The following is a 26063-nucleotide window of genomic DNA, read 5'->3' as shown; positions in this document are numbered from 1 at the left end:
ACAGGAGGCCCTGCCATGGCCCTGCCTCCCCTCCCCTCCACCTCCGCGCTGCTCGGCCAGGTCGCCGGCGCCATGTCGCCGCCGCCGCCGATGCTGGCGGCGGAGGCGCCGCTCGGCGAGGCGGTGGCCGCTCTCGCCGCGGCGCGCACCTCCGCCCTGCTCGCCGTGGACGACGCCGGCCGCCCGGTCGGCATCCTGACCGAGCAGGACATCGCCCGCCGCGTCGCCTTCCGCCTGCCGCCGGAGGCGCCGCTGGCGCGCGCGATGTCGGCCCCGGTCGTCACCTGCCGTGCCGATGCCGGGCTGTGGCGGGCGGTGGCGCTGCTGCATGCCCACCATCTGCGCCACCTGCCGGTGGTGGACGCGGCGGGACGCTGCGTCGGCCTGCTGCACCGGGCGGAGGCGCTGGCGGTGGTCTCCGGGCGGATGCTCGGCCATCTCGGCGCGCTCGCCGGCGATGATGCGGCGCTGAAGCGGGCGCAGGCGGGCGTCGCCGGGGCGCTGCTCGCCGAGGGGGTGCCGGCGCCGCGCGTGGTGGCGCTGGTCAGCGAGATCAACCTCGACCTGCACCGCCGGGTGCTGGAGCGGGTGCTGGCGGCGCACGGCCCGCCGCCCGTGCCCTTCACCCTGCTGGTGATGGGCAGCGCCGGGCGGGGCGAGAGCCTGCTGCGGCCGGACCAGGACAACGGCCTGATCCTCGGCGACTACCCGGACGCCGCGCATGGGCGCGTGGATACCTGGTTCCGCGGCTTCGCCGAGGCGCTGAACGAGGCGCTGGCCGCCGCCGGCTTCCCGCCCTGCCCCGCGGGCGTGATGGCGCGCAACCCGCTGTGGCGGAAGCGCCTTGCCGAATGGCAGGCGCAGTTCGGGCTGTGGGCGCGGCGGCGCAGCGGCGCGGCGCTGCTCTTCGCCGACATCGCCTTCGACTTCCGCGCCGTGGCGGAGGCGTGGGAAGGCGCCTCCGGCCCGCGGGTGCAGGCGGCGAGCGGCGAGCGCACCGCCTGGGGAGCGCCCGCTCCCGGCCCGGCGCTGCGCGCCGCCCTCGCCCGCGCCCTGGCCGAGGCGCCGGCGCTGCTCGCCGCCCTCGCCGAGCAGGATGAGAGGCTGCGGGTGGGGCTCACCTTCTGGGGCGGCTTCGCCGACCACACGCCGGGCCCGGAGCACCGCACCGACCTGAAGCTCCACGGGCTGATGCCGCTGGTCGCCGCGGCGCGGCTGGCGGCGCTGCAGCGCGGCGTGGCGGAGACCGGCACCGAGGCGCGCCTCGAAGCGCTCGCCGCCGCGGGCGCGCTGACGGAGGCCGAGGCGGAGCGGCTGCGGGAGGCCTTTGCGGCGCTGCTCGGCGCGCTGCTGCGCCAGCAGCTCGCCGACCTCGCCGCCGGGGCCGCGCCAGGCAGCCTGGTGGACACCGGCGCCCTCGACCGCGCCGAGCAGGCCAGGCTGCGGGAGGCGCTGCGCGCGGTGCGCGGCTTCGCCTCCGCCACCTTCGCCGGCTTCACCGGCAGGCTGTGGTAGGGCGGCCCGCAAGCGGCCGGGCACGCGAACCCGCTCCGGCGCCGCCGCGCGGGCGCTTGCGGCGCGGCGGCGGGCTTGCCACGCTGCCCCATACGCGGGATCGGGAGGCGCCACATGAATGCCGGTGCGGGCGCGCAGCGCTACGAAGAAACCTACGCGGCCTGGCAGCGGGACCCGGAGGGGTTCTGGGCCGAGGCCGCGCGCGGCATCGCCTGGGAGCGGGCGCCGGAGCGGGTGTTCGACCCCTCCCTCGGCGTCTATGGCCGCTGGTTCCCCGGTGGGCGGCTGAACACCTGCTTCAACGCCGTGGACCGCCATGTCGCCGCCGGCCGCGGCGAGCAGGCCGCCATCCTCTACGACAGCCCGATGACCGGGCGCATCGAGGCGCTGAGCTACGCCGCGCTGCAGCGGCGCGTCTCGAAGCTGGCCGGGGCGCTGGCCGCGCTCGGCGTCGGGCGCGGCGACCGGGTGGTGATCTACATGCCGATGGTGCCGGAGGCGGCGCTCGCCATGCTCGCCTGCGCGCGGCTCGGCGCCATCCATTCCGTGGTGTTCGGCGGCTTCGCCGCGGCGGAACTCGCCGCGCGCATCGCCGACGCGAAGCCGAAGGCGATCCTCTCCGCCTCCTGCGGGCTCGAGCCGGGCCGCGTCGTCGCCTACAAGCCGCTGCTCGACGCCGCGATCGCCCTCTCCCCGCACAAGCCGGAGGCCTGCCTGATCCTGCAGCGGCCGGAGCACCCCTGCGCGCTGACGCCCGGCCGCGACCGCGACTTCCTGGAGGCCGAGGCGGAAGGCGCGCCGCATCCCTGCGTGCCGGTGGAGGCGACGGACCCGCTCTACATCCTCTACACCTCCGGCACCACCGGGAAGCCCAAGGGCATCCTGCGCGACAATGGCGGCCACGCGGTGGCGCTGCACAACTCCATGGGCATGGTCTACGGCGTCGGCGCGGGCGACGTGTTCTGGGCCGCCTCCGACGTCGGCTGGGTGGTGGGGCATTCCTACATCGTCTACGGGCCGCTGCTCGCCGGCTGCACCTCGGTGCTCTACGAAGGCAAGCCGGTCGGCACGCCGGATGCCGGCGCCTTCTGGCGGGTCTCGGCGCAGCACGGGGTGAAGGTGCTGTTCGCCGCACCCACCGCCATCCGCGCCATCAAGAAGGAGGATCCGCAGGGCGCGCTGCTGGCGCGGCACGACCTGTCGCGGCTGGAGGCGCTCTACCTTGCCGGCGAGCGCTGCGACCCGGACACCGCCATCTGGGCACATAAGCTGCTGAACAAGCCGGTGGTGGACCACTGGTGGCAGACCGAGACCGGCTGGGCGATCACGGGGGGCTTCCGCGGCCTCGGCCTGTTCCCGATGCGCCCGGGCTCGGGCGGCAAGGCCGCGCCGGGCTACGCGGTGGTGGCGCTGGACGAGGCGGGGCGCGAGGTGCCGCGCGGGCAGATCGGCAGCCTGGCGGTGAGGCTGCCGCTGCCGCCCTCCTGCCTGCCGACGCTGTGGCAGGCCGACGACCGCTTCCGCGAGAGCTACCTCGAGGCCTTTCCCGGCCACTACAACACCGGCGACGCCGGCATGATCGACGAGGAGGGCTATGTCTGGGTGATGTCGCGCACCGATGACATCATCAACGTCGCCGGCCACCGCCTCTCCACCGGCGCGATGGAGGAGGTGCTGGCGAGCCACCCGGACGTCGCCGAATGCGCGGTGGTGGGGGTGAAGGACAGCCTGAAGGGCCAGGTGCCGCTCGGCCTCGTGGTGCTCAAGGCCGGCGCGGCGAAGGGCGAGGCGGAGATCGCGCGCGAGCTGGCGGCGATGGTGCGCGAGCGCATCGGCCCCGTCGCCGCCTTCCGCGAGGCGCGGGTGGTGAGCCGCCTGCCGAAGACCCGCAGCGGCAAGATTTTGCGCGCGACGCTGCGCAAGATCGCCGACGGGGAGGATTACGTGGTGCCGCCCACCATCGACGACCCCGCCATCCTCGAAGAGATGGAGGCGACGCTGCGCGCGGCGATGCGCTGAGGCCGCCTCACGCCTTCACCACCTGCGGCCCCGACAAGCCGAGGCGGGCGCAGAGGTTGCGCGTGTCCACCACCAGCGGCGTCGCGGCCAGCAGCGCGGCGTAGTCCACCCCGTCATGGTCGGTGGCGATCAGCGCCGCGTCCCAGCCCGAGGCCGCCTCGTCCCGGGACAGGCCGCGCAGCCCGGCGAGGCCGGGATGCCCCGGCAGGGGCGGGATGCGGGGCACCAGCGGGTCGAAATAGCCCGCCACGGCGCCCTCGGCCCGCAGCATCCCGAGCAGGGCGAGGCCCGGGCTCTCGCGCAGATCGGCGATGTTGCGCTTGTAGCCGAGGCCGACCACCAGCACTCGCCGCCCCGCCAGCCCCGCCTCCCCCCGCGCGCGAAGCGCCGCCTCCAGCGCCCGCAGCACTTGGCGCGGCGCCGCCTCGTTCAGCGCCGTCGCCAGCTCCACCAGGCGCGCCGGCGCGCCATGCGCCCGTGCCGCCCAGGCGCGGTAGTGCGGATCCACCGGGATGCAGTGCCCGCCCGGCCCGGGCCCCGGCCAGAAGGGGACATAGCCGAAGGGCTTGGTCGCCGCGGCCTCGATCACCTCCCAGGCGTCGAGCCCCATGGCCGCGAAGCTGTGCTTGAGCTCGTTGGCCAGCGCGATGTTGACGGCGCGGAAGACGTTCTCGGCGAGCTTCGCCGCCTCCGCCACCTCCAGCGAGGCGACCGGCACCGGCCGCGCCACGATCGCGCCGTAGAGGGCGAGGGCGAGGCGCCGCGCCTGCGGATCCGCCCCGGCCACCAGCTTCGGGATGGCCTCGGTCGGGAAGCGCGTATTGCCCGGGTCCTCCCGCTGCGGCGAGTAGGCGAGGAAGAAGTCCCGCCCGCAGCGGAGCCCCGTCTCCTCCAGGATCGGCTGCACCACGCCGCGGGTGGTGCCGGGCCAGGTGGTGGATTCGAGCACGACGAGCCGCCCCGGCCGCAGGTGCCGCGCCACGGTGCGGGTGGCGGCGACCACATGGCCGAGATCCGGCTCCCGCCCCGGCCCGAGCGGTGTCGGGACGCAGAGGATCAGCGCCTCCGCCTCGGCCAGCGCCGCCGCGTCGCCGGTCGGCCGCAGCCGCCCCGCGCCGAGCAGCGCCCGCAGCGCCTCCGCCGGGACATGGCGGAGCGGGCTCTCCCCCGCGGCGAGGCGGGCGATCTTCGCCCGGTCGGTGTCGAAGCCGATGGCGCGGAACCCCGCCGCGGCCGCCGCCCGGGCCAGCGGCAGCCCGACATGGCCGAGGCCGAGCACGGCCACCGTCGCCTCGCGCCCGGCGAAGCGCCGCGCCAGGGCCGCGACCGGGTCGGACCGGGCCGGCTCTCGGGCGGCCCGGCCCGCGGGCCGGGCCAGGGTGGCGGTTCCGCTTCGCATCGCTCCAGGAATGCTTTATCGTGCAGGAGATAGTCAATCGCCGAATTTCCCGCAAAAGTTGTGCATTCCCTGGAGTCGCTCATGGCGCCGCCTGGACACCGGAGGCCTGAGGCCCTAGCCCGCGGACGCTCCCGGCGGGGGCGTGACAGGCCGCCTCCCCGGCGGGAGGCGGGCGCGGGAGCGTCTGAGGGGAGGCCGGGACGGTCGCAGCCATGAACATCCTCGTCACCGGCAGCGCCGGCTTCATCGGCTTCCACCTGGCGCGGCGGCTGCTGCACGAGGGCCACCGGGTCACCGGCCTCGACGCCTTCATCCCCTACTACGACCCGCGGCTGAAGGAGGCGCGGCACCGGCTGCTGGAGGCGATGCCGGGCTTCCGCGGCCATGTCGCGGACATGGCCGACGCGGCGGCGCTGGAGGCGGTGCTCGCGGAGACGCAGGCGGAGGTGGTGGTCCACCTCGCCGCCCAGGCGGGGGTGCGCTACGCGCTGGAGCAGCCGGCGAGCTACCTGCACAACAACGTCCAGGCGACCTTCAACCTGCTGGAGGGGCTCCGGCGGCACCCGGCGCGGCACCTGCTGATCGCCTCCACCAGCTCGGCCTACGGCGTCGGGCCGGAGATGCCGTTCCGCGAGACGGCGGCGGCGGCGACGCCGCTCAACATGTACTCGGCGAGCAAGCTCGCCACCGAGCACATGGCGCACGCCTATGCGCATCTGTGGCGGCAGCCGGTCACCGCCTTCCGCTTCTTCACCGTCTACGGCCCCTGGGGCCGGCCGGACATGGCGTTCTTCAAGTTCACCGACGCCATCCTGCGCGGCCGCCCGATCGACATCTACAACCACGGCCGGATGGAGCGGGACTTCACCTACATCGACGACCTGGTGGAGGCGATCCTGCGCCTGATCCCGCGGGTGCCGGAGGCCGGGCGGCCGGTGGCGGCATGCGACTCGCTCAGCCCGGTCGCGCCCTACCGGCTGGTCAACATCGGCAACAGCCGCCCCGTGCCGCTGCTCGACTTCATCGCCGCCATCGAGCGGGCGACCGGGCGCAGGGCGGAGCGCAACCTGCTGCCGCTGCAGCCCGGCGACGTGCCCGCAACCTGGGCCGACACCGCCCTGCTGCACGCGCTGACCGGCTTCCGCCCCGCCACCGACGTCGATGCCGGCATCGCCGCCTTCGTCGCCTGGTTCCGCGACTATTACGGGCTCTGACCCGCCGCGAGGCCCGCATGAGCAGCCAGCTCCGCTACCTTCAGGGCTATGAGGGCATGGTCGCCGCCCTGCTGCGCGCCCTCCCCGAGGAGGAGGCGATGGCGCGCGCGGTGGGCGGGGATTACGAGCGGATCGGGGTGCTAGAGCACGCGCTGCTGCGCGGGCTCGGCCTCGGTCCCGGCGCGCGGGTGGTGGATGTCGGCTGCGGCTCCGGCCGCCTCGCCCTGCAGCTCGCCCGGCACGGGGAGCTCCGCTACCTCGGCCTCGACGTGGTGCCGGCGCTGCTCGACTATGCGCGGCGCCGCGTCGGGCGGGAGGATTTCCGCTTCGAGGCGGTGGACCGCATCGCCATCCCCGCCCCCGATTCCGGCGCCGACTTCGTCGTCTTCTTCTCCGTCTTCACCCACCTGCTGCACGAGGAATCCTACCTCTACCTGCAGGAGGCGATGCGGGTGCTGCGCCCGGGCGGGAAGGCCGTGTTCTCCTTCCTGGACTACGACGTGGAAGGGGCCTGGGGCGTGTTCGAGGCCAACCTCGCCTGGGTGCGCGACCGCACCATCGCCGGCCACCTCAACGTCTTCCTCAACCCGCGCGACCTCAGGCTCTGGGCGCGGCGCCTCGGCTTCCGGGTGCAGGCGATCCACCGCGGCGACCAGCCCTTCATCGCGGTGGACGCGGCGACGGCGACCGCGGCCGTGCCGCCCGGCACCTACGCGCTCGGGCAGTCGGTCTGCGTGCTGCGCAAGCCCTGGCCGCGGGAGCTCGCCGGGGGGTAGGGCCGTCGTCCGCGGAGCGGGGGCGCGCTTCCGGCTGCCCCTGGCCCTCCGCGACCCGCTCCAGGCGGGCGGGCGGGGCTCAGGAGGGCGCGCCAGGCCAGCTCGGCTTCTCGTACAGCCAGGCCATGCCCTCCCGCGCCGCCGCCGGGTCGCGGCCGGCGAGCCACTGGTCGCGCAGCTCCGCGCGCACGCCGGCGGCGTGGTAGATCTCGCCGAACAGCCGCGCCGTCACCTGCACCCGCCCGGCGCGCAGTACCCGCAGCGCCTCGTAGGCGGCGAAGGCGGACGGGATGTCGCCATGCAGGCGGAGCTGGTCGGCGAGGCAGACCGCGTCCTCAAGCGCCATGTTCGCGCCCTGCGCCAGGTATTGCAGCATCGGGTGCGCGGCGTCGCCGAGCAGGGTGACGCGCCCCTGCGTCCAGCCGCGGCGGGGGTCGCGGTCGCACAGCACCCAGAAGCGCCAGGTCTCGATGCGCGCGAGCAGGGCGCGCACCTCGGGGCGCGTGCCCTCGAAATGCCGCCACAGCAGCGCCGTGTCCCCCGCCTGGTCCCAGCCCTCGGCGTAGTGGTCGGAGTGGAAGACGGCGACCAGGTTCATCAGCTCGCCGCGGCGCAGCGGATAGTGCACGAGGTGCAGCCGCGGCCCGGCCCAGAGCTGCACCACGTCGCGCGGGATCTCCGCCGGCACCTCCGCCATCGGCAGCACGGCGCGGTAGGCGATGTGGCCGGAGACGGTGGGCGGACCATCCCCGATCACGAGCTGGCGGACGCGGCTCCACAGCCCGTCGGCGCCGATCAGGGCGGCGCCGCGCGCCTCGCCCCCCTCCTCGAAGCGCAGCGTCACCCCCGCCGCGTCCTGGGCGAACTCCGCGACGGTGCGGCCGGTCTCGAGGGAGATCGCGGGCAGGCGGCGGCAGGCGTCGAGCAGCGCCTCCAGCAGGTCGCCGCGGTGGATGACGGCATAGGGGTTGCCGTAGCGCGCCGGCATGCCCTCCAGCGGGATGCGCGCCACCTCCTGCCCGCCGAGCGCGCAGCGCATCACCAGGGCGCGCGGGAAGGCGGCGCTGGCCGCCACCGCCTCGCGGATGCCGAGGCGGTCGAACATGTGGAAGACGTTCGGGCCGAGCTGGATCCCGGCGCCGATCTCGCGGAACCGGGGCGCGCGCTCGAACAGGCGGACGGGATGGCCGGCCCGGGCCAGGGCCAGCGCCGCGCCGAGGCCGCCGATGCCGCCGCCGGCGATGAGGATCGGGTCCGCCATGCTCCTCCCCGTCATGTCCGCAACCGCCCCGTGAGTATCGGCCGCCGCCGCCTGGCGGCAAGGGCGCGCCGGCATCGCCCCCGCGGTGACGGCCCTGTATGGTTCCGGCAGCCAGAAGCGGGAGGGCGTCCATGGCGAGGTTCCGGGACAGGGTCGTGCTCATCTCCGGCGGGGCGCGCGGGCAGGGCGCGGTGGAGGCGCGCATGCTGGTCGCCGAGGGGGCGCGCGTCGTCATCGGCGACGTGCTGGAGGCGGAGGGGCGGAGGCTGGCGGAGGAGCTCGGCCCGGCCGCCACCTTCCTGCGCCAGGACGTGACCGAGGAGGCGGACTGGGCCCGCGCGGTCGCGGCGGCGGAGGCGCTGGGCGGGCTGCACGGCATGGTCAACAACGCCGGCATCTACATCCCCCGACCGCTGATGGAGACGGATGCGGCGCTGTTCGAGCGGCACATGCGGGTGAACCAGCTCGGCTGCTTCCTCGGCATGAAGGCGGTGGTGCCGGCGATGCAGCGCGCGGGCGGCGGCTCCATCGTCAACATCTCCTCGACTGCGGGGCTGCGCGGCTCGCCCGGCGCCCTCGCCTACAGCGCCACCAAGTGGGCGCTGCGCGGCATGACCAAGGCGGCGGCGATAGACCTGGCGCCGCGCGGCATCCGCGTGAACTCGGTGCATCCCGGCCCGATCGACACCGACATGGTGAAGGTGTGGAGCAACGAGCAGCGCGCCGCCCGCATCGGCCAGATCCCGATGGGCCGCATGGGCACCGCCGAGGAGGTGGCGCGGCTGGTGCTGTTCCTGCTCTCCGACGACAGCGCCTACATGACCGGCGCCGAGCTGGCGATAGACGGCGGCGCCAGCCTGTAGGGCGCCGTGACGCGCCGCCGCAGCCCTTTCCCTTCGCCGGCGCGCACGGCCGCGTTCCCGGCCTTCCGCCGGCGGAGCGGATTCGCGCCCCCGACCGATTCCAGCCGCCCGCGATCCGCTCTATGGTGACCGCTCTCGAGGGGAGGACCTAGGCCATGGCCGTAACCGTGAAGGACATGCTCGAGGCCGCCAACGCCGCCGTCCCGCGCATCAGCGCGCAGGAGGCGAAGGCGCTGCACGGGCACCCGCAGGTGGTGTTCGTGGACCTGCGCGAGCCGCCCGAGGTCGCGGCCTCCGGCAAGGTGCCTGGCGCGCTGACCATTCCGCGCGGCCTGCTGGAGTTCCGCGCCGATCCGGAGAGCCCGCTGCACGAGGCGGCCTTCGACCGCGCCAAGACCATCATCACCTACTGCGCCTCCGGCGGCCGCGCCGCCCTTGCCGGCAAGACCCTGAAGGACATGGGCTACACCGACGTCCGCAACCTCGGCGGCTTCAAGGACTGGGCCGATGCGGGGGGCGCGGTGGAGGGCGGCTGAGCCTCCCGCGCCGGATCGCCGCCGCCATGGCGGAGCCGCTGGCCGCGCCCGGCCCGCTTGCGGAGGCCGCGGCGGCGGAGGGCAACCACGCGCAGACCGGTTCGCCGAGCTACCGGCTGGCGATCGAGGACGCCGACTTCCTCAGGCGCGACGAGATGCGCGCGCTGCGCTTCGCCATGGAGTACGGCAAGGCCGAGCTGGCGCTGCGCGACTGGGGCGTGCGCTCGACCGTGGTGGTGTTCGGCAGCGCCCGCATCCCCGCCCCCGAGGCGGCGGAGGCCTTCGTCGCCGCCGCCCCGCCGGAACGCCGCGCCCGGGCCGAGGCGCTGGCCCGCCTCTCCCCCTGGTACGAAAAGGCGCGCGCCTTCGCCCGCCTGGTCTCGCTGCGCGGCGGGGCGCTGGCGTCCGGGGGGAAGCCGCGCGACAACGTCATCGCCACCGGCGGCGGGCCCGGCATCATGGAGGCGGCGAACCGCGGCGCGGCGGATGTCGGCGCCCCCTCGATCGGCTTCAACATCTCCCTGCCGCACGAGCAGGCGCCGAACCGCTGGTCCACGCCCGAGCTCACCTTCCGCTTCCACTACTTCGCCATGCGCAAGATGCACCTGGCGATGCGCGCCAACGCGCTGGCGGTGTTCCCGGGCGGCTTCGGCACCCTCGACGAGCTGTTCGAGATCCTGACCCTGCTGCAGACGGGCAAGGCCCCGCCGGTCGCGGTGGTGCTGTTCGGCCGCGCCTGGTGGAGCGGCGTCATCGGCTGGCGGATGCTCGCCGAGCACGGCATGGTCGAGCCGCGCGACCTCGACCTCTTCGCCATGGTGGACGAGCCGGAGGAGGCGTGGGAGGCGCTGCTCGCGCGCGGCCTGAAGGCGCACACTCCGCCCGGGGAGGCGCCTGAGCGGTGAGGCGCCCGCGGCCGGCATGGGATCTGGGGCGCAGCCGCCGCTCCGTGCCGGCTTCCGGCAGCCCTATGCGCAGGGATACCCGGCCGCGAACGCCCGGACTTCCCGCGCCGGGCATCAGATCATCGCCATGCCGCCGTTGACGTGCAGCGTCTGGCCGGTGACCCAGCCGGCCTCCTCCGAGGCCAGGTAGGCCACCGCCGCCGCCACGTCCTCCGGCGCGCCCATGCGCTGCATGGGGATGCGCTCCAGCAGCTTCGTCCGCTGCGCCTCGCCGAGCGCGTCGGTCATCGCCGTCCTGACGAAGCCGGGCGCCACCACGTTGCAGGTGACGCCGCGGGTCGCGACCTCCTGCGCCAGGGACTTCGTCATGCCGATCAGCCCGGCCTTGGCGGCGGCGTAGTTCGCCTGGCCCGCATTGCCGGTGACGCCGACGATGGAGGCGATGGAGACGATGCGCCCCCAGCGCTTCCTCATCATGCCGCGCAGCGCCGCGCGCGCGAGGCGGAACGGGGCGTTGAGGTCCACCTCCAGCACCGCCTGCCAGTCGGCATCGCCCATGCGCAGCGCCAGCATGTCGCGGGTGAAGCCGGCGTTGTTCACCAGGATGTCGGGCCCGCCGAGCCCCTTCTCCACCGCCTCTACCAGCCGCGCCGCCGCCTCCGGCTCGGCGAGGTCGGCGGGCACCGCCATCGCCCGCTCGCCAAGCTCCCCCGCCAGCGCCTCGAGCTCGGCGGCGCGGCGCCCGGTCAGCGCCACCTGCGCGCCCTGCGCGTGCAGCGCCCGCGCGATGGCGGCGCCGATGCCGCCCGTCGCGCCGGTGACCAGCGCGACCCTGCCGTCCAGACGGAACATGCCGCTCGCTCCCTAAAGCGTCCTGAGGAAGGACTCGATCTCGGCGGGGGTGCCGATGGCGGTGGCGCCCGCCTCGGGCGCGGTGCGCTTCATCAGCCCGGTCAGCACCTTGCCCGCGCCGAGCTCGGCGAAGCGGTCGCAGCCCATCGCCACCATGGCGGCGACGCATTCGCGCCAGCGCACCGTGGCGGTCACCTGCCGCACGAGCAGGTCGCGGATCGCGGCCGGATCGGTCGCCTTGGCAGCGGTGACGTTGGCCACCACCGGCACCGCGGGAGGGCGGATCTCGGCCCGCTCCAGCGCCTCCGCCATCGCCTCGGCGGCGGGCGCCATCAGCGCGCAGTGGAAGGGGGCGGAGACGGGCAGCGCCATGGCGCGCCGCACCCCGTGCTCGGGCGCCCTGGCGACGGCGCGCTCCACCGCCTCCCGATGCCCGGAGATGACGATCTGACCGCCGCCATTGTCGTTGGCGATCTCGACCACCTGCACCTGCCCGGTCTCGGGATCGGTCCGCGCCGCCTCGCAGATCGCCTCCGCCTGCGCCGTCTCGGCGCCGAGCAGCGCCGCCATGGCGCCGGTGCCAGGCGGCGTCGCCTTCTGCATCGCCTCCCCGCGCAGGCGCAGCAGCCGCGCGGCGGTGGGAAGATCGAAGGCGCGCGCCGCGGTCAGCGCGCTGTACTCCCCGAGCGAATGGCCGGCGACCAGCGCGACCCGCCCGGGCAGGGAGAAGCCGCCCTCCCGCTCCAGCACCCGCAGCACGGCGACGGAATGGGCCATCAGCGCCGGCTGGGCGTTGGCGGTGAGCGTCAGCTCCTCCGCCGGCCCCTCGAACATCAGGCGCGAGAGCCGCTGCTTCAGCGCCTCGTCCACCTCCTCGAAGACCTCGCGGGCGGCGGGGAAGGCGGCGGCGAGGTCGCGGCCCATGCCCGGGGCCTGGCTGCCCTGGCCGGGAAAGACGAAGGCGAGCGCCATGGCGTGTCCTCGTTGGCTGGGGGGTGGCGGGCGGGCGCGGGCTAACCGGGGGTCACGGCGGTGTCAACGGCGGGATGGCCGGCCGCGGCTCTTCCCCGGGCGGCATCCTGGCGGGCGGCGGGGCGGCCGGGGCCTCGGGCACGGCGGGCTCGGGCGGCGCGGCGAGGGAGGGCAGGGTGTAGTCCGGCACCACCCGCGCCTGAGCGCCGGTGATCACCAGCACCTTCTGCCCGAGGGCGAGGGGGGCGCGGTCGCGCTGTGTCACCGAGAGCAATTCGCCCTTGGTCGTGCGCACCACGTATTCGAAGGCCACAGTGTCCACCACCGTATGTTCGGCCGCCTTGCCGAAGACGCCGCCGATCAGCGCCCCGCCGACACCACCCAGCGCCGAGACGATGCCCCCGCCTGGCGCCTGGGCGCCGAGCACGCCCCCTGCCGCGGCGCCGGTGGCGGCGCCGGTGCTGCCCTCGGCGCTGACGCGCACCTCGCGCACGCCGATGACGATGCCCTGCTCGACGCGGTTCGCCTGCTGCACCGCGCGGGTGGCGTAGATGTCGGGCGAGTAGCGCCCGCCGCAGGCGGCGAGCGTCAGCAGGAGGGCAAGGCAGGCGCGGCGGGGAATCGGCAATGGCGGGACCCGGTGCGGAGTGGGGCGGGTTGTCTAGAGCAGATCGCGCGCGCCGGGGAGCGCGGACTCCGCGCCGCCGGCCGGTCACTGGAACCGCCGGGCCGCCGCCTGCGGCGCCCCTTGCCGCTGCCCGGACCCTGTGCTTTACGCCCCCCTTCCCTGCCGGCGCGGCACAGGCATGCGCGCCGGCTATGCCCGTTTGCGCCGCCGGCATGGGGCCGCGGCGCCCCAGGGCTGAGCCAGCCGAAGGGAGAGTCCATGCCACTTTACGAGTGCGTGTTCATCGCCCGCAACGATGTCACGCAGCAGCAGGTCGAGGCCATCGCCGACCAGATGGCGGCCGCCCTCGGCGAGCAGGGCGGCGAGGTCCGCAAGCGCGAGTATTGGGGCCTGCGCGGCCTTGCCTACCGCATCAAGAAGAACCGCAAGGGGCACTACATGCTCCTCGGCGTCTCCGCCCCGCCGGCGGCGATGCAGGAGGTGGAGCGCCAGCTCGGCCTGCACGAGGACGTGCTGCGCAGCCTGACGGTGCGGGTGGAGGCGATCGAGGAAGGCCCCTCGGCCATCCTCTCCCGCCGCAGCGAGGACCGCGAGCGCGAGCGCGGCTTCCGCGGCCCGCGCCCGGCCGGGCGCTTCGCCTCCGGGCGCGGCGGGCGCGAGCGCGACGAGCGCGAGGAATTCCGCGCCCGCTCCCGCGAGGAGATCGAACAGACCGTCCCCGGTGGCGAGGAGTAAGCCGGCATGTCCGAGACCCAGGAGCTGAACCCCGCCGCCCGCCGCCCCGCCGTGGGCGCCCGGCGCCCCTTCTACCGCCGCCGCAAATCCTGCCCCTTCAGCGGGCCGAACGCGCCGCGGATCGACTACAAGGACGTGCGGCTGCTGTCCCGCTTCCTCTCGGAGCGCGGCAAGATCGTGCCGAGCCGCATCACCGCGGTGAGCGCGAAGAAGCAGCGGGAGCTGGCGCAGGCGATCAAGCGCGCCCGCTTCCTGGCACTGCTGCCCTACGTCATCAACGACTAGGGCGGCGGCTCGAGGGCAGACGCCCGGCCGCCAAGGCGGCCAGGGCAGGCGGAGCATGGACGCGGTGACGGGCAAGGGCTCGCAGGGAAGCGGCCAGGGACAGGGCGTGCTGGGCAATCCGGGGCTGCTCGCCGCCGGGGCGGCCGGCTTCGCGGCCGCCTTCTGCGCCCTCTGGGCCTTCCGCGGCCTGCCGCTCGGCGCCGCCCTGCTCTGGGTCACGCCGGTGCCGCTGTTCCTCGCCGGGCTCGGCTTCGGCGCCGGCAGCGCCATCGCCGCGGCCGGCCTCGCCAGCTTGCTGGTGGCTTTGGTGGGCGGCGGCATCCCGCTGATCGCCTTCCTGCTGCTGTTCGGCGTGCCGGCGCCGCTCCTGGTGGCCACGGCGCTGCGCCCTGAGGGAAGGCTCGACCTTTCCCTGCCGCTCGCGCTGATCGGCATCTGGCCGGTGGTCGTGCTGCTGGCGGCGGCGCTGTTCTTCGCCGGCGAGGGCGGGCTGGAGGCGGCGATGCGCCGCGGGGTGGAGGGCACGCTCGGGCGCATGGGCCTGCCGGCGGGCGAGGACTTCATCGGCACCATGGTGCGGGTGAAGGCCGCGGCGGTCGGCTTCTGGGCCGGGCTCGCGCTGATCGTGAACGCGGCGGCGGCGCAGTCCTTCCTGGCCCGGCGCGGTCTGGCCCGCGCGCCCTCGCCCGACTGGGCGGCGGTGCGGCTGCCGCGCTGGTACCCGGCGCTGCCGGGCGCGGCGCTGCTGCTGCTGCTGGTCGCGCCGGCGGAGGCGGATACGGTGCCGCTCTCGGCGCTGCTGCTGCTGCTGCTGCCGCTGTTCTATCTCGGCCTCGCCGGGGTGCATGCGCGGGCGCGCGGCCACCGCGCCAAGGTGCCCATCCTCGTCACCTTCTACCTGCTGCTGCTCCTGTTCCTGCAGCTCATGGCCCCGGCCCTGGTGGGCCTCGGCCTGTTCGACCACTTCCGGCGCTCCGGGGGCAGCCCCCCGGCCGCGCCGCCCCAGACCTGAAGGGCTCTAGGCCATGATCGAAGTCATCCTCATGCAGCGCGTCGAGAAGCTCGGCCAGATGGGCGAGGTGGTGAAGGTCCGCCCCGGCTACGCGCGCAACTTCCTGCTGCCCCAGGGCAAGGCGATCCGCGCCAGCAAGGAGAACCTGGAGCGCTTCCAGCAGCAGCGCGCCCAGCTCGAGGCGCAGAACCTCAAGCGCCGCGAGGAGGCGGAGCGCATCGCCGAGCGCGTCGCCGGCCTCTCCGTCGTGCTGATCCGCCAGGCGGGCGAATCGGGCAGCCTCTACGGCTCCGTCACCGCCCGCGACATCGCCGAGGCGTGCAAGGAGGCCGGGCTGACCGTCACCCGCTCCCAGGTGCTGCTGACGCAGCCGATCAAGACCCTCGGCCTGACGACGGTGTCCGTGGAGCTGCACCCGGAGGTGCATGTGCCGGTCACGGTGAACGTGGCGCGCAGCCCGGAGGAGGCGGAGAAGCAGGCGCGCGGCGAGGAGATCGCCCGCGAGGAGGAGCCGACGCTCGAGGAGGAGCTGCGCGCCGAGCTCGGCGCCGCCACCGAGGAGCGCTGAGGCCGCGCGCCGCCGGCGCGGCGGACGCATGGGAGGGGGCCGCGAGGCCCCCTTCGCATGTCTCCCTCAGCCCGGCCGCGGCGCCAGCCCCGCGCCGCGCCGCGCGCGCAGCGCGTTGACCAGCAGCACCGGCGCGGCCAGCGCCAGGCCGGCGAGGGCGAGCGGACCGCTCGGCGCGATCAGCAGCAGCGCGGCGAGCACCAGCGGCGCCTGGCTCGCCAGGCCCATATGGGTGAAGGCGTAGCCGGTCAGCCCGATGCCCAGCACCAGCACGCCGAGCGCGCAGGTCAGCGTGGTGAGCAGGAAGCCGCCCCAGGTGAAGCCCTCCGTCACCACCAGCATCACCGGCGCGTAGGCGAAGACGAAGGGCACGATCGCCTTCGCCAGGCCGAGGCGGAAAGCGGTGAGCCCGGTGCGGAAGGGGTTCGCCCCCGCGATGCCCGCCGCGGCATAGGCCGAGACGCAGACCGGCGGCGTCAGGTCGGCGAGGATGCCGAAGTAGAGGATGAACAGGTGCGCCGCGATCGGCGGCACGCCGAGCTGCGTCACCGCCGGCGCGGCGATGGCCGCCAGCACGATGTAGAGCGCCGTGGTCGGGATCCCCGCCCCCATCATGATGCAGACCATCGCCACGAAGAGCAGGGTGAGGAACAGGGTCAGGCCCTGCATGGTGGCGACGCCGGGGGGCAGCGCCTCGATCAGCGGCCGGAACAGCTCGGCCGTCGAGGCGGCGGCCTGCGTCACGATGAAGCCGACGCGGAAGCCCGCCCCGGTCAGCGTCACCACGCCGACCACGATGCCGACCGCGGCCGCCGCCGCGCCGACCGCGAGCGCGTAGCGCGCGCCCATGTCGAAGGCGTCCCAGAGGTCGCGCAGGGTCAGCCGGTTGCGGGGGTTGAGGAAGCCCACCACGATGCAGGCGGTGATGCCCCAGAAGGCGGCGAGATAGGGCGTGTAGCCCTCAACGATCACCCAGACCAGGATCACCAGCGGGATCACCGTCGGCCAGCCGTCGCGCAGGGTCGGCCAGAGCCGCGGCAGCTCCTCCTCCGGCAGGCCCTTGAGGCCGAGGCGCTTGGCCTCGAAATGCACCTGCACGAAGACGCCCCAGAAATGCATGAAGGCCGGGATGGCGGCGGCCAGCAGCAGCGTGGTCAGCGGGATCTCGAGGAACTCGATCATGACGAAGGCGGCGGCGCCCATGATCGGGGGCGTGATCTGCCCGCCCGCGCTCGCCGCCGCCTCCACCGCGCCGGCGAAGTGCGGGCGGTAGCCGATCCGCTTCATCGCCGGGATGGTGAGCGAGCCGGTGGTCACGGTATTGGCGATGGAGGAGCCGCTGATGCTGCCGAACAGCGCCGAGGACACCACCGCCACCTTGGCCGGCCCGCCCGGGTAGCGCCCGGCCACCACCGAGGCGATGTCGATGAAGAACTGCCCGAGGCCCATGCGCGTCGCGATCACCCCGAACAGCACGAAGTGGAAGACGAAGGTCGCCACCACCTTCGCCGGGATGCCGAAGATCCCCTCCTGCGTCAGGTAGACGTGGTTGACGAAGCCCTCCCAGTCGGCGCCGGGATGGGCGAGCGCGCCGGTCAGGTTGTGGCCGAACAGCGCGTAGAGGATGAACACGCAGACGATCGCCGGCAGCACCCAGCCCATGGAGCGCCGCGCCGCCTCCAGCGTCAGCACCACCATGATGGTGCCCATCGCCACGTCGGTGGCGTTGGGCATGCCGATGCGGAAGGTCAGGTCGTCGAAGACGATCGGCAGGTAGAGCGTCACCACCACCGCGGCGGCGGCGAACAGCCAGTCGAGCAGCGGGATGCCGCCGAGGCTCGGCCCCGGCAGGCGCCGCCGCGTCGGGAACATCAGGAAGATCAGGGCGAGCACGGCGGCAAGGTGGATCGCCTTGTGCCAGTGCTCGGTCAGGATGCCGAAGCCGGCGGTGTAGTAGTGGAAGACCGAGAGGGCGACCAGCAGCGTCGAGACCAGCGGCACCGCGAAGCCGCGGAGCTGGCGGAAGCGCAGCTCCGCGTCGTAGCTCTTCTCGAGCGCGGCCGCGCGCTCGAGGTCGAGGTGGCGCTCCCCCTCGACCCGTCCGCCGGTGGCGCCGCTCACGAGGCGCGGCTCAGTTCAGCATGCCGGCTTCGCGGTAGAACCGCTCCGCCCCGGGGTGGAAGGGCACCACGCCGCGGCCCTGCAGCGCGTTCTCGCGCACGATCTCGCGCCCCTTGGCGTGACCGCGGTCGAGCAGGCCGCGGGTCACGTCCGACCACAGCGCCCGCGTGATGTTATAGACCAGCTCCTCCGGCACGCTGTCGCGCACCAGCCAGACGGCGCCGACGGTCAGCGTCGGCACGTCCGCCTCCATCCCCTCGTAGGCGCCGCGGGGGATCACGCCGGTGCCGTAGAAGGGGGCGCGCTCGATCACCCGCTGCGCGTTCGGTCCCTCGATCGGCAGCAGGCGGCATCCGGTGCGGGCGCAGAACTCGGTGAAGGCGGCGGCGGGGTAGCCGACCACGGTGAAGGTGGCGTCGAGGCCGCGGTCCTGCATCCGCTCCGTACCCTGGGCCTGGTTCAGGAACTCGGCGGTGTAGTCGCGCCCGGCGCGCAGGCCGTTGGCCTCCAGGATCAGCTCGCTGCCGATGCGCGCGCCGGAGGCCTGCAGGCCGATGGCGATGCGCTTGCCGCGCAGGTCCTCGAAGCCGCGGATCGGGCTGTCGCGCCGCACCACGGCGTGGATGTGCTCGGGGAAAAGGTGGGCGATGAAGCGCAGGCGCTCGAGCTTCGGCCGCCCCTCGAACAGGCCGGTGCCGGTGAAGGCCCAGTGCGCGACGTCGGACTGGCTGAAGGCGCTCTCGGCGTTGCCGGACTGGATCAGGTTCACGTTCTGCACGCTGCCCTGCGTCGCCTGCGCCACCGCGACCAGGCCGGGCACGCCCGCCGTGGCGCCGGCGGTGCCGCAGGGCGCGCCGGGCGGGCAGGAGATGGCGTTCGCGATGATGCCGCCGATCGGGTAGTAGGTGCCGCCGGCGCTGCCGGTGCCGATGCGGAAGAATTGCGGCGCCTGCGCCTGCGCCACGGCGGGCGCGCAGAGCGCGACGGCCGCGGCGGCGGCCAGCACGGTGCGGCGGAGCGTCATTCGTGGTCTCCCGGGATCCTTGCCTCGGCGCAAGCTTACGCGCTCAGTCCGGGGCGCGGAAGCGGGCGGCGAAGAAGCCGTCCATGCCGCCGCGCTCCGCCCAGAAGTCCGGGCGCGTGCGCAGCGCGCCCTGGGGCGTGAACGCCTCCGGCGGCAGGCCCGGCAGCTCCTCCGGCCGCACCGGGTCGGGACGGAGGCCGAGCGCCTCGGCGGCGGGGAGATGCCCCTCCCCCTCCTCCGGCTGCAGCGAGCAGACGGCGAAGACCAGCCGCCCGCCCGGCCGCAGCAGCCGCGCCGCCGCTTCGAGCAGGCGCCGCTGTGCCTCGGCCATCGGCGCCAGGTCGCGCGCGCGCTTGAGGTGCGGGATGTCCGGGTGGCGGCGGATGGTGCCGGTGGCGGTGCAGGGCGCGTCCAGCAGCACCGCGTCGAAGCGCGCCCCGCCGGCGTCCCAGGCGGCCGCGTCCGCTTCCACCACCTCCGCCGCGAGGCGCAGGCGCGCCAGGTTCTCGCGCAGCCGCGCGGCGCGGCGCGGGTCGCGCTCGACCGCCACCACCCGCGCCCCCGCGGCGGCAAGCTGCGCCGTCTTGCCCCCGGGGGCGGCGCAGAGATCGGCCACGCGCTCGCCGGGCTGGGCGGCGAGCAGCCGGGCCGGCAGGGCGGCGGCGGCGTCCTGCACCCAGAAGGCACCCTCGGCGAAGCCGGGCAGCTCCGTCACCCGCGTCCCCGGCGGGAAGCGGATGCTGCCGGTGGGCAGCGCCTCGCCCCCCTCAGGCGCCGTGGCGCCGGGAGCGAGGGTGAGGTCGAGCGGCGCCTCCTGCCTGTGCGCGGCGGCGATGGCCCGCACCGCCTCGCCATAGGCGGCGTGCCAGGAGGCCCAGAGCCAGGCGGGGGTGTCGAGGCGCTCGGCGTCCAGCCCCGCGAGCGCCGCCGGCCCGGCCTCGGCGACGCGGCGCAGCACCGCGTTCACCAGCCCGGCGAAGGGGCGGGGCACCAGCGCCACCGCACTTGCCACCGCGGCATGGGGCGGGGTGCCGAGCAGCAGCAGCTCGGCGGTGCCGATGCGCAGCGCCTGGCGCACCGCCTCCGGCGGTTCCCGGCGCAGGAAGGGCTCCAGCACCGCGTCCAGCGAGCCGGTGCGGCGCAGCACCGCGGCGGCGATGCGGTGGGCTGCGGCGCGATCGCGCGGGTTGAGGACGGCGCGGCCGGGCAGCGCCTCCAGCGCCTCGTCGAGCGGGCGGTGTCGGGTCAGCACCGCCTCCAGCAGCGCCGCGGCGGCACGGCGGGCGGGAGGGGCGGCGGATGGCGTGGCGCGGGGCGGCTGGGTCATGGGCCGGGCTTATAGCGGCGGCCCCGGATCCTCGCCGATGCCAGGCGGGTGGGAATGAACGGGCGGCCGCACGGCGGCGCGGCAACGGGCGCGAATGGCGGAGGGGATGGGATTCGAACCCACGATACGGGTTGACCCCGTATAACGGTTTAGCAAACCGCCGCCTTCAGCCACTCGGCCACCCCTCCGCATGAGTGGCGGCGCACGACGTATGCCGCAGCCCTCTTACAGGCGCCGGGGAGGCTTCGTCAAATGGCGCCCGGCCACGACCCGCTCAATAGAGCCCCCCCAGCCCGCGCTCCAGGCCGGCCGCGCTCGGCCCCTCCTCGCCGGGGGGGCGGGCCGCGTTCTCGGTGCCGGGGCGGAAGGCTTCCATGATGCTGCCGCCCCCGTCATGCCCCACGCGTACCAGCGCCACCCCGGGCGGGGAGCGGAAGGGCACGGGCGGGCTGCCGCGCAGCGCCGCCTCCACCACCTCGCGGAAGACCGGCGCGGCGTTGGTGCCGCCGGTCTCGCCCTGGCCGAGGCTGCGCGGCTCGTCGAAGCCAAGCCACACCGCCACCACCAGCTCCGGCGTGAAGCCGACGAACCAGTTGTCCACATAGTCGTTGGTGGTGCCCGTCTTGCCGGCGATCGGGCGCTGCAGCCCCTGGGCGGCGCGGGTGCCGGTGCCGCGGGTGACGACGCCGGTCAGGATGTTCACCATCTGATAGGCGGCGATCGGGTCGGTGACCTGCCGCCGCTCCTCCGACAGCTCGGGCGGGCCGAATTCCGGGGCGGAGGCGCAGCCGCCGGCGCAGCGGCGGATGTCGCTGCGCCAGATCACCCGCCCGCGCTGGTCCTGTACGGTGTCGATCAGCGTCGGCGCCACCTGCCGCCCGCCATTGGCGAAGGCGGCGTAGGCGGCCGCCATGCGCAGCACCGTGGTCTCCCCCGAGCCCAGGGAGTTGGCGAGGTAGCGCGGCATCTGGTCCACCACGCCGAAGCGCGCCGCGACGTCGGCCACGCGGTCCATGCCCACCTCCTGCGCCACCCGGACGGTGACCAGGTTGAGCGAGCGCTCAAGGGCAGTGCGCATGGTGACATAGCCCATGCCGGTGCTGCCGTCGTAGTTGGTCGGCCGCCACAGGCCCTGCGGCGTCATCACCTCCACCGGCCCGTCCAGGAAGCGCTGGTTCGGCGGCACGCCGAGCTCCAGGGCGGCGAGATAGACGAAGGGCTTGAAGGAGGAGCCGGGCTGGCGCAGCGCCTGGGTGGCGCGGTTGAACTGGCTTCTGTCGAAGGACCAGCCGCCCGCCATGGCCAGCACCCGCCCGCTCAGGGGATCGAGCGCCACCACCGCCCCCTCCAGCGCCGGCACCTGGCGCAGCGCCAGCCGCTCGGGCCGGCCCGGGGTGCGGCCCTGGGCGGGCTGGGCCGGCAGCATCTCCACCATCACCACCTCGCCCGGGGCGAGCACATCGGCCATGCGCCGCGGCGGCGGGCCGAGCCGGCCGCCCTCCAGCGCCCGCCGCGCCCAGGCCGCCTCCTCCAGCGGCAGGGTGCCGGTGCGGGGCTGCGCCGGGCCGCGCGGGTCGGGCCGCTCGATCCAGCCGAGGCGCGCCTCGCGCTCGCGCACCTCCAGCGCCACGGCCAGGCGCCATTCGGGCAGCATGCCGGGCGGTCGGGGCACCGCCTCGAGCTGCGGCAGCCACTCGGTCTGGCCGGTGCCGATGCGCGCCAGCGCGCCGCGCCAGCCGCCGCGGCGGCGGTCATAGGTCATCAGCCCGTTGCGGAGCGCCGCCTCGGTCGCCGCCTGCAGCTTCGGCTCGAGGCTGGTGCGCACGACGAGGCCGCCGGCCGTGGCCTGTTCGGCGCCGAAGCGGCTGATCAGCTCCCGCCGCACCTCCTCGGTGAAGTGCTGGCCGACCGGGACCAGCTCCGGCCGCCGCGTCGGGCGTGGCACGATCGGTTCCGCCTTCGCCGCCTGCGCCTGCTCGGGGGTGATGGCGCGGTCCTCCGCCATCCGGTCGAGCACCCAGTCGCGCCGGATGCGCGCCGCCTCCGGGAAGCGGAGCGGGTTGTAGTTGTTGGGGGCCTTCGGCAGGGCGGCGAGGAAGGCCATTTCGGACAGCGTCAGCTCGTCGAGGCCCTTGTTGAAGTAGGCCTGCGCGGCCGCCGCCACGCCATAGGCCTGGGCGCCGAGGAAGATCTCGTTCAGGTAGATCTCGAGGATGCGCTCCTTGGGCAGCGCCTCCTCGATGCGCATCGCCAGGATGGCCTCGCGCGCCTTGCGCATCAGCGTGCGGTCGGCGCCGACCAGCATGTTCTTGGCCACCTGCTGGGTGATGGTGGAGGCGCCGACGGCGCGCCGGCCGCTGCCGTACTGCTCGATGTTGGTCAGCACCGCGCGGGCGATGCCGATCGGGTCCACCCCGCGGTGTTCCCAGAAGCGCTGGTCCTCGGCGCTGACGAAGGCCTGCTGCAGGAGCTGCGGGATGGCCTCGATGGGGACGAAGACGCGCCGCTCGGTGGCGAGCTCGGCCAGGAGCCGGCTGTCGGCGGCATAGATGCGCGACATCTGCGGCGGCTCGTAATCGGCGAGCCAGCGGTAGTCCGGCAGGTCGGCCGCCACCTGGCGGTAGAGCCCGACCGCCGCCACCCCCCCGCCGACCACGAGGATGGCGAGGGCAAGGCCGAGCGCGCGGACCAGACCGAAACCGCGGCGGCGCCGGCGGCCGGGCGGCGGGCGCTTCGGTCGGCCTGGGGCGGGCCCGGCCAGGGGGTCTGCGGCGCGGAGGTCGGGGGAGGACATGGAACTTCCAGATAGGAGGGCGCCGCCGCGACCGGAAGCGGGGCGAAACGCCTTTTCACGCGTGGCGATCCATGGCCGAAGGGCGTGCCATCCTCAAGCGAGGAGGCCCCCGCATCACCGCCTTGTGCCGGTGGCCAGGCCCCCGCGGGGGCCCCGGCAAGGGGCGCTCGGGCCGCCGGGCGGATGCGGCAGGGACGCCGCCGGCGCTTCCTTTCTCTCTCGCGCGGGATGCCCTTCGCTTGGCGCGCAGCGGAAGCCGGCGCTTCCCTCTTCGGGGATGGGCCTGCTGGCGATTTTGGATCCTCGCTGGCACAGCCGAAGCTTCGCCTAGCCTTGACCCCCCTAAAGATCGGGTCTGCTGAAGAACCCCCTCCCCCAAAAAAACCCAACCAATCCAATCCCCTGGAAGGCAGCTTCGCAACACGGCGCACCCGCATCGGGGCTAACCCTCAAGATCCGGGTCAGGATACACCGCATCATCGGGTTCCGCCACGCCCCGCTGGCCGAGCAGCCGGCCGAACGGCCTGGAACGGCCCTCTCCCACAAGCACATCCGCGGGCCAGCTCATTCCCCACACCTCCACCTGCGCATTCTCGGCCAGCGGCCAGGCCCGCACATCGTCGCGGCGCGGGTGGATCAGTTCCGCAAGCGCCGCCCACACGGAAGCGAATTCCGCCTCCGTCCAGCAGGCCACGAACAGGGAGTATTGCAGGCGGTAGGCGCGCTTTTCCAGCAGCCGGGCCACGCGCCGCAGCCGGCGCGGCGAGGCGATGTCGTAGCCGATCAGCCAGGTGCGCCGCCGGCCCATCCTCACGTCTCCGCCGCCAGCCGCACCGCCAGGCGGGCGAGGATCCGGTCGCGCTCGGGCTCAAGCCCCGCCTGCTCGAACAGCCTGATGGCGGCGCGGCGTGCCGCCGCCTCCGGCGCCCCGGCATGGTCGCGGGCCAGGCGCCCCAGGGCCGGGCATAGCGGGGTGACGAGGGCCTCCCCCAGCAGGGCCGGCAGGGGGAAGGCCCCGCTGCGCCGCGCCAGGAATTGCGCCCCCACGCCCTGGCGGGCCAGCCCCTCCGCCACCAGCCCCTCGCCCAGGCCGCGCAGCAGCCCCCACAGCGCCTGCGCCCGGGCGGCGGGCGGGCCCTCGCCCAGCCACAGCGCGCGGAGGAAGGCCGGGCGCAGATCGGCCCTCGCCGGGGCGATGCGCTCCGTCCGCAGCGTCGCCAGCGCGGCCCGCCGCTGCTCGGCGCGGCAGAAATCCTCCAGCCAGCCGCGGAAGCCGGGCAGCGTCGCCGCCGTGTCCAGCGCCGCCGCGAGGTCGCGGCGCATGGCGGGCGGCGCCACCGGCAGCAGCACCGCCAGCAGGTCGCCCCTGCCCCCCATCAGCAGGACCGGCACCCCCGCCTCGGCGCAGGCCATCAGCGCCTCGGTCCGCCACTGCACCCGCGGGCCGTGCACCACCACCCGCGACAGGCGCGGCAGCGGCGCGAAGACGTCGGCGATGCCGGGGCGGCGCAGCCGCAGCGCCGGCCCCTCCAGCAGTACCGCGACCGGCCGCTCGGCGGCATCCAGGTGCAGCGCCTCAAGCATCCGCCGGTCCCTCCCAGGCCAGGCCGGACGCCGCCGCCCGCGCCGCCCGTACCAGCGGCCTGAGGCCGCGGCGCAGCCACCGCCGCGCCGGGGCTACCGCCTCCTCCCAGGCCGCGTAGAAGGCGAGCCTCCCCGCCTTGCCGAGCAGGCAGGCCTCTCCGTCGCGGGTGAAGTGTGCCGCGCGCAGCACCTCCTCGGCGAAGAGCCGCCAGACCAGCCGTTCGCACAGCGGGCGGAGCGGCTCGACGAGGTCGCAGGCCAGGCTGTCCCGCCCCGGGGCGAGGGCGTGCAGGAAGCCCACGGCGGGGTCGAGGCCGGCGAGCCGCGCCTCCCGCACCGCCTCGAACTGCGCGAGGGTGTAGGCAAGCGACAGCGCCGCGTTGGCGGGGTCACGCGGCGGGCGGCGGTTGCGGCCCGCGAAGCCGGCCGAAGGCGGCAGCAGCGCGCCGAAGGCCTCGAAATAGGCGGCGGCCGCCGCCCCCTCGATGCCCATCAGCCGCGCCGGCGCCGCGCCCTCCGCCGCGCGCAGCCGCGCCAGCGCCTCGGCCAGGGCGGCATCGCCGCGGGTCAGCGCGAGGCGCCGGTCGGGGCGCCGGCGCAGCGCCTCGCGCAGCAGCCGCTGCTGGCCGAGCAGCTTCCGCCGCAGCAGGAGCCGCGCGATGGCGCCGCGCGCCGCCTCGTCCAGCGCCAGGCGGAACTGGCCGAGGCGGATCGCGGCATCGGCATGGGCGGCGCCGGCGACGACCCCGGCCAGCCGCCCCTGCCGGCCGGAGAGCACGAGCAGCGCCGCCCCCTGCCCGGCGATGGCGGCGATCGCACCGGTGGACAGGCGCGCCGGCCCGCGCAGCACCACGCGCTCCACGGGGGCGAGCGGGGTGCGGGCCAGCGTGCCATCGGCGGCGCGCACCAGCAGCGTGCCGGCCTCGGCCTCGATCAGCGCGTCGCGGCGGTCGATGTAGAGCGTGGTCATGGCGCTACCCGATGATGCGGAAGCCCGGCGGCTCCGGCGCGCGGGCGGTGCCGAGGCACCGCGGCGGCAGGCGGGGATCGAGCCGGGCCGCGAGCAGCCGGTCCTGGCGCGGGTGCAGCAGGCCGCGCAGCGTGCCGAGCAGCCCGGCGCGCTCGGCCCCGCTCAGCCAGCACTCATGAGCGGATTTCTGCCCGCCCGTGGCGTGCCGGCGCGCCGCGTGCAGCGCCCGGCGCAGGCGCTTCGGATGCGCGACGTCGTAGGCGAGGAGGTGCAGCGCGCGGTCGGCCATGGGCATGCGCGATAGCCGGGCGCGGCGCCCGCCGCAGCGGCGACAACATTGTCGCCGGCGCCCGGCGATGGTCGGATTCGGTTGTCAAGCAGCGGCGCGCGGCCTCACGCCGGCCGCGCGATGACCCGAGCCATGATGGCAGGCGGCCGCACGGCCGGCAGGGATCCTAAGGCCGTTTCCCCTCGGCCGTGAGTGCGGAAACGGCTCCGGTTCAGTGTTCGCGGGGCGGAGTCACGCTCCCGGCCGGTGCCGGCCCTCCGCGATCCGACCTGGCGCCTGCTCCGTGAAGGCGGGAGCGGCGAACCGGCCGCCCCGGGAAGGGCGGACGCGGGATCGGCCCGGGCGGATCACGCTGCGGGTCGGGCGCGCCGCCGCCACTCCGGGCCCCGTCTCGGCCGGCGGCGGGCTCCGGGA

Annotated in this window: 24 protein-coding genes and 1 tRNA gene; 11 read left to right on the top strand and 14 right to left on the bottom strand. The window is 75.2% G+C overall.

Annotated elements, in window-relative coordinates:
- Positions 1–15 precede the first annotated feature (15 nt).
- Positions 16–1515 (top strand): DUF294 nucleotidyltransferase-like domain-containing protein, encoded by a 1500-nt coding sequence (locus ET526_RS11810; protein ID WP_135467906.1) that lies wholly within the window; start codon positions 16–18, stop codon positions 1513–1515.
- Positions 1516–1629: 114 nt separating this feature from the next.
- Positions 1630–3534 (top strand): AMP-binding protein, encoded by a 1905-nt coding sequence (locus tag ET526_RS11805; protein WP_135467905.1) that lies wholly within the window; start codon positions 1630–1632, stop codon positions 3532–3534.
- Between the two features lie 7 nt (positions 3535–3541).
- Here the strand turns inward: ET526_RS11805 and ET526_RS11800 are convergent, their stop codons facing one another.
- Positions 3542–4933: a nucleotide sugar dehydrogenase gene (locus ET526_RS11800; protein WP_135467904.1), complete on the bottom strand. Its 1392-nt coding sequence runs from the start codon at positions 4931–4933 to the stop codon at positions 3542–3544.
- Between the two features lie 212 nt (positions 4934–5145).
- On the opposite strand from ET526_RS11800, the gene ET526_RS11795 reads away from it, so the two are divergent.
- Positions 5146–6147 carry an SDR family NAD(P)-dependent oxidoreductase gene (locus ET526_RS11795; protein ID WP_135467903.1) on the top strand — a complete coding sequence of 334 codons (1002 nt, stop codon included), beginning with the start codon at positions 5146–5148 and terminating at the stop codon, positions 6145–6147.
- 17 nt (positions 6148–6164) lie between these two features.
- Entirely contained in the window at positions 6165–6923 is a 759-nt protein-coding gene (locus tag ET526_RS11790; protein ID WP_135467902.1) for a class I SAM-dependent methyltransferase, read from the top strand.
- Between the two features lie 79 nt (positions 6924–7002).
- On the opposite strand, the gene ET526_RS11785 is transcribed toward ET526_RS11790, so the two are convergent.
- Positions 7003–8184, bottom strand: coding sequence for a 3-hydroxybenzoate 6-monooxygenase (locus ET526_RS11785; protein ID WP_204623608.1), 1182 nt, complete (start codon positions 8182–8184; stop codon positions 7003–7005).
- 131 nt (positions 8185–8315) lie between these two features.
- On the opposite strand from ET526_RS11785, the gene ET526_RS11780 reads away from it, so the two are divergent.
- The 3 genes from ET526_RS11780 (at position 8316) to ET526_RS11770 (ending at position 10488) form a co-directional block, all read left to right on the top strand.
- The gene (locus tag ET526_RS11780) at positions 8316–9047 is read left to right on the top strand and encodes an SDR family NAD(P)-dependent oxidoreductase (protein ID WP_135467900.1); all 732 of its coding nucleotides are present in this window, start codon (positions 8316–8318) and stop codon (positions 9045–9047) included.
- A gap of 155 nt (positions 9048–9202) precedes the next feature.
- A complete protein-coding gene (locus ET526_RS11775; RefSeq protein WP_135467899.1) occupies positions 9203–9583 on the top strand; it encodes a rhodanese-like domain-containing protein in 381 nt (126 codons plus the stop codon).
- A gap of 26 nt (positions 9584–9609) precedes the next feature.
- On the top strand, positions 9610–10488 hold the full coding sequence (locus ET526_RS11770; protein WP_135467898.1) for an LOG family protein: 879 nt from the start codon (positions 9610–9612) through the stop codon (positions 10486–10488).
- Between the two features lie 114 nt (positions 10489–10602).
- On the opposite strand, the gene fabG is transcribed toward ET526_RS11770, so the two are convergent.
- The 3 genes from fabG to ET526_RS11755 are packed head-to-tail and all read right to left on the bottom strand — an operon-like array spanning position 10603 to position 12940.
- The gene (gene fabG / locus ET526_RS11765) at positions 10603–11340 is read right to left on the bottom strand and encodes a 3-oxoacyl-[acyl-carrier-protein] reductase (protein ID WP_135467897.1); all 738 of its coding nucleotides are present in this window, start codon (positions 11338–11340) and stop codon (positions 10603–10605) included.
- Between the two features lie 12 nt (positions 11341–11352).
- Positions 11353–12312, bottom strand: a complete 960-nt coding sequence (gene fabD, locus ET526_RS11760; protein WP_135467896.1) for an ACP S-malonyltransferase — start codon at positions 12310–12312, stop codon at positions 11353–11355.
- Positions 12313–12364: 52 nt separating this feature from the next.
- Entirely contained in the window at positions 12365–12940 is a 576-nt protein-coding gene (locus tag ET526_RS11755) for a hypothetical protein (protein ID WP_135467895.1), read from the bottom strand.
- A gap of 258 nt (positions 12941–13198) precedes the next feature.
- On the opposite strand from ET526_RS11755, the gene rpsF reads away from it, so the two are divergent.
- The 4 genes from rpsF to rplI are packed head-to-tail and all read left to right on the top strand — an operon-like array spanning position 13199 to position 15540.
- A complete protein-coding gene (gene rpsF, locus ET526_RS11750; protein ID WP_135467894.1) occupies positions 13199–13675 on the top strand; it encodes a 30S ribosomal protein S6 in 477 nt (158 codons plus the stop codon).
- 6 nt (positions 13676–13681) lie between these two features.
- The gene (gene rpsR / locus ET526_RS11745) at positions 13682–13960 is read left to right on the top strand and encodes a 30S ribosomal protein S18 (RefSeq protein ID WP_135467893.1); all 279 of its coding nucleotides are present in this window, start codon (positions 13682–13684) and stop codon (positions 13958–13960) included.
- Positions 13961–14015: 55 nt separating this feature from the next.
- A complete protein-coding gene (locus ET526_RS11740; RefSeq protein WP_135467892.1) occupies positions 14016–14972 on the top strand; it encodes a DUF2232 domain-containing protein in 957 nt (318 codons plus the stop codon).
- Between the two features lie 13 nt (positions 14973–14985).
- Positions 14986–15540, top strand: coding sequence for a 50S ribosomal protein L9 (rplI, locus tag ET526_RS11735; RefSeq protein WP_135467891.1), 555 nt, complete (start codon positions 14986–14988; stop codon positions 15538–15540).
- Between the two features lie 66 nt (positions 15541–15606).
- On the opposite strand, the gene ET526_RS11730 is transcribed toward rplI, so the two are convergent.
- The 9 genes from ET526_RS11730 to ET526_RS21260 all read right to left on the bottom strand — a co-directional run bounded on the left by ET526_RS11730 (position 15607) and on the right by ET526_RS21260 (position 25655).
- Complete coding sequence (locus tag ET526_RS11730) at positions 15607–17661, bottom strand: TRAP transporter permease (RefSeq protein ID WP_135467890.1); 2055 nt, start codon at positions 17659–17661, stop codon at positions 15607–15609.
- 10 nt (positions 17662–17671) lie between these two features.
- On the bottom strand, positions 17672–18685 hold the full coding sequence (locus ET526_RS11725) for a TAXI family TRAP transporter solute-binding subunit (protein ID WP_135467889.1): 1014 nt from the start codon (positions 18683–18685) through the stop codon (positions 17672–17674).
- A gap of 43 nt (positions 18686–18728) precedes the next feature.
- A complete protein-coding gene (locus tag ET526_RS11720; protein ID WP_135467888.1) occupies positions 18729–20012 on the bottom strand; it encodes an RsmB/NOP family class I SAM-dependent RNA methyltransferase in 1284 nt (427 codons plus the stop codon).
- A gap of 95 nt (positions 20013–20107) precedes the next feature.
- Positions 20108–20200: transfer RNA gene (locus ET526_RS11715), tRNA-Ser, on the bottom strand.
- Between the two features lie 86 nt (positions 20201–20286).
- Entirely contained in the window at positions 20287–22806 is a 2520-nt protein-coding gene (locus ET526_RS11710; protein ID WP_135467887.1) for a penicillin-binding protein 1A, read from the bottom strand.
- A gap of 442 nt (positions 22807–23248) precedes the next feature.
- Positions 23249–23614, bottom strand: coding sequence for a CRISPR-associated endonuclease Cas2 (gene cas2, locus ET526_RS11705; protein ID WP_135467886.1), 366 nt, complete (start codon positions 23612–23614; stop codon positions 23249–23251).
- Positions 23615–23616: 2 nt separating this feature from the next.
- Positions 23617–24390 carry a hypothetical protein gene (locus ET526_RS11700; protein ID WP_135467885.1) on the bottom strand — a complete coding sequence of 258 codons (774 nt, stop codon included), beginning with the start codon at positions 24388–24390 and terminating at the stop codon, positions 23617–23619.
- The gene (gene cas1, locus ET526_RS11695) at positions 24383–25360 is read right to left on the bottom strand and encodes a CRISPR-associated endonuclease Cas1 (protein ID WP_135467884.1); all 978 of its coding nucleotides are present in this window, start codon (positions 25358–25360) and stop codon (positions 24383–24385) included. The genes ET526_RS11700 and cas1 overlap by 8 nt, the downstream gene beginning before the upstream one ends.
- Positions 25361–25364: 4 nt before the next feature.
- Entirely contained in the window at positions 25365–25655 is a 291-nt protein-coding gene (locus ET526_RS21260; protein WP_158295566.1) for a CRISPR-associated endonuclease Cas2, read from the bottom strand.
- Positions 25656–26063 lie beyond the last annotated feature (408 nt).

This window comes from Crenalkalicoccus roseus, assembly GCF_004761865.1.
Classification (GTDB): Bacteria; Pseudomonadota; Alphaproteobacteria; order Acetobacterales; family Acetobacteraceae; genus Crenalkalicoccus; species Crenalkalicoccus roseus.
This window is presented reverse-complemented; position numbering and strand designations above follow the sequence as displayed.

What these genes read in the sequence shown, in the direction of transcription:
- rplI (WP_135467891.1), top strand. Translation starts at nt 14,986, where the DNA reads ATGATCGAAGTCATCCTCATGCAGCGCGTCGAGAAGCTCGGCCAGATG.
- fabD (WP_135467896.1), bottom strand. Translation starts at nt 12,312, where the DNA reads ATGGCGCTCGCCTTCGTCTTTCCCGGCCAGGGCAGCCAGGCCCCGGGC.
- ET526_RS21260 (WP_158295566.1), bottom strand. Translation starts at nt 25,655, where the DNA reads ATGCCCATGGCCGACCGCGCGCTGCACCTCCTCGCCTACGACGTCGCG.
- cas2 (WP_135467886.1), bottom strand. Translation starts at nt 23,614, where the DNA reads ATGGGCCGGCGGCGCACCTGGCTGATCGGCTACGACATCGCCTCGCCG.
- cas1 (WP_135467884.1), bottom strand. Translation starts at nt 25,360, where the DNA reads ATGACCACGCTCTACATCGACCGCCGCGACGCGCTGATCGAGGCCGAG.
- ET526_RS11720 (WP_135467888.1), bottom strand. Translation starts at nt 20,012, where the DNA reads ATGACCCAGCCGCCCCGCGCCACGCCATCCGCCGCCCCTCCCGCCCGC.
- rpsR (WP_135467893.1), top strand. Translation starts at nt 13,682, where the DNA reads ATGTCCGAGACCCAGGAGCTGAACCCCGCCGCCCGCCGCCCCGCCGTG.
- fabG (WP_135467897.1), bottom strand. Translation starts at nt 11,340, where the DNA reads ATGTTCCGTCTGGACGGCAGGGTCGCGCTGGTCACCGGCGCGACGGGC.
- ET526_RS11780 (WP_135467900.1), top strand. Translation starts at nt 8,316, where the DNA reads ATGGCGAGGTTCCGGGACAGGGTCGTGCTCATCTCCGGCGGGGCGCGC.
- ET526_RS11810 (WP_135467906.1), top strand. Translation starts at nt 16, where the DNA reads ATGGCCCTGCCTCCCCTCCCCTCCACCTCCGCGCTGCTCGGCCAGGTC.
- rpsF (WP_135467894.1), top strand. Translation starts at nt 13,199, where the DNA reads ATGCCACTTTACGAGTGCGTGTTCATCGCCCGCAACGATGTCACGCAG.
- ET526_RS11775 (WP_135467899.1), top strand. Translation starts at nt 9,203, where the DNA reads ATGGCCGTAACCGTGAAGGACATGCTCGAGGCCGCCAACGCCGCCGTC.
- ET526_RS11800 (WP_135467904.1), bottom strand. Translation starts at nt 4,933, where the DNA reads ATGCGAAGCGGAACCGCCACCCTGGCCCGGCCCGCGGGCCGGGCCGCC.
- ET526_RS11725 (WP_135467889.1), bottom strand. Translation starts at nt 18,685, where the DNA reads ATGACGCTCCGCCGCACCGTGCTGGCCGCCGCCGCGGCCGTCGCGCTC.
- ET526_RS11770 (WP_135467898.1), top strand. Translation starts at nt 9,610, where the DNA reads ATGGCGGAGCCGCTGGCCGCGCCCGGCCCGCTTGCGGAGGCCGCGGCG.
- ET526_RS11795 (WP_135467903.1), top strand. Translation starts at nt 5,146, where the DNA reads ATGAACATCCTCGTCACCGGCAGCGCCGGCTTCATCGGCTTCCACCTG.
- ET526_RS11805 (WP_135467905.1), top strand. Translation starts at nt 1,630, where the DNA reads ATGAATGCCGGTGCGGGCGCGCAGCGCTACGAAGAAACCTACGCGGCC.
- ET526_RS11700 (WP_135467885.1), bottom strand. Translation starts at nt 24,390, where the DNA reads ATGCTTGAGGCGCTGCACCTGGATGCCGCCGAGCGGCCGGTCGCGGTA.
- ET526_RS11710 (WP_135467887.1), bottom strand. Translation starts at nt 22,806, where the DNA reads ATGTCCTCCCCCGACCTCCGCGCCGCAGACCCCCTGGCCGGGCCCGCC.
- ET526_RS11740 (WP_135467892.1), top strand. Translation starts at nt 14,016, where the DNA reads ATGGACGCGGTGACGGGCAAGGGCTCGCAGGGAAGCGGCCAGGGACAG.
- ET526_RS11785 (WP_204623608.1), bottom strand. Translation starts at nt 8,184, where the DNA reads ATGGCGGACCCGATCCTCATCGCCGGCGGCGGCATCGGCGGCCTCGGC.
- ET526_RS11790 (WP_135467902.1), top strand. Translation starts at nt 6,165, where the DNA reads ATGAGCAGCCAGCTCCGCTACCTTCAGGGCTATGAGGGCATGGTCGCC.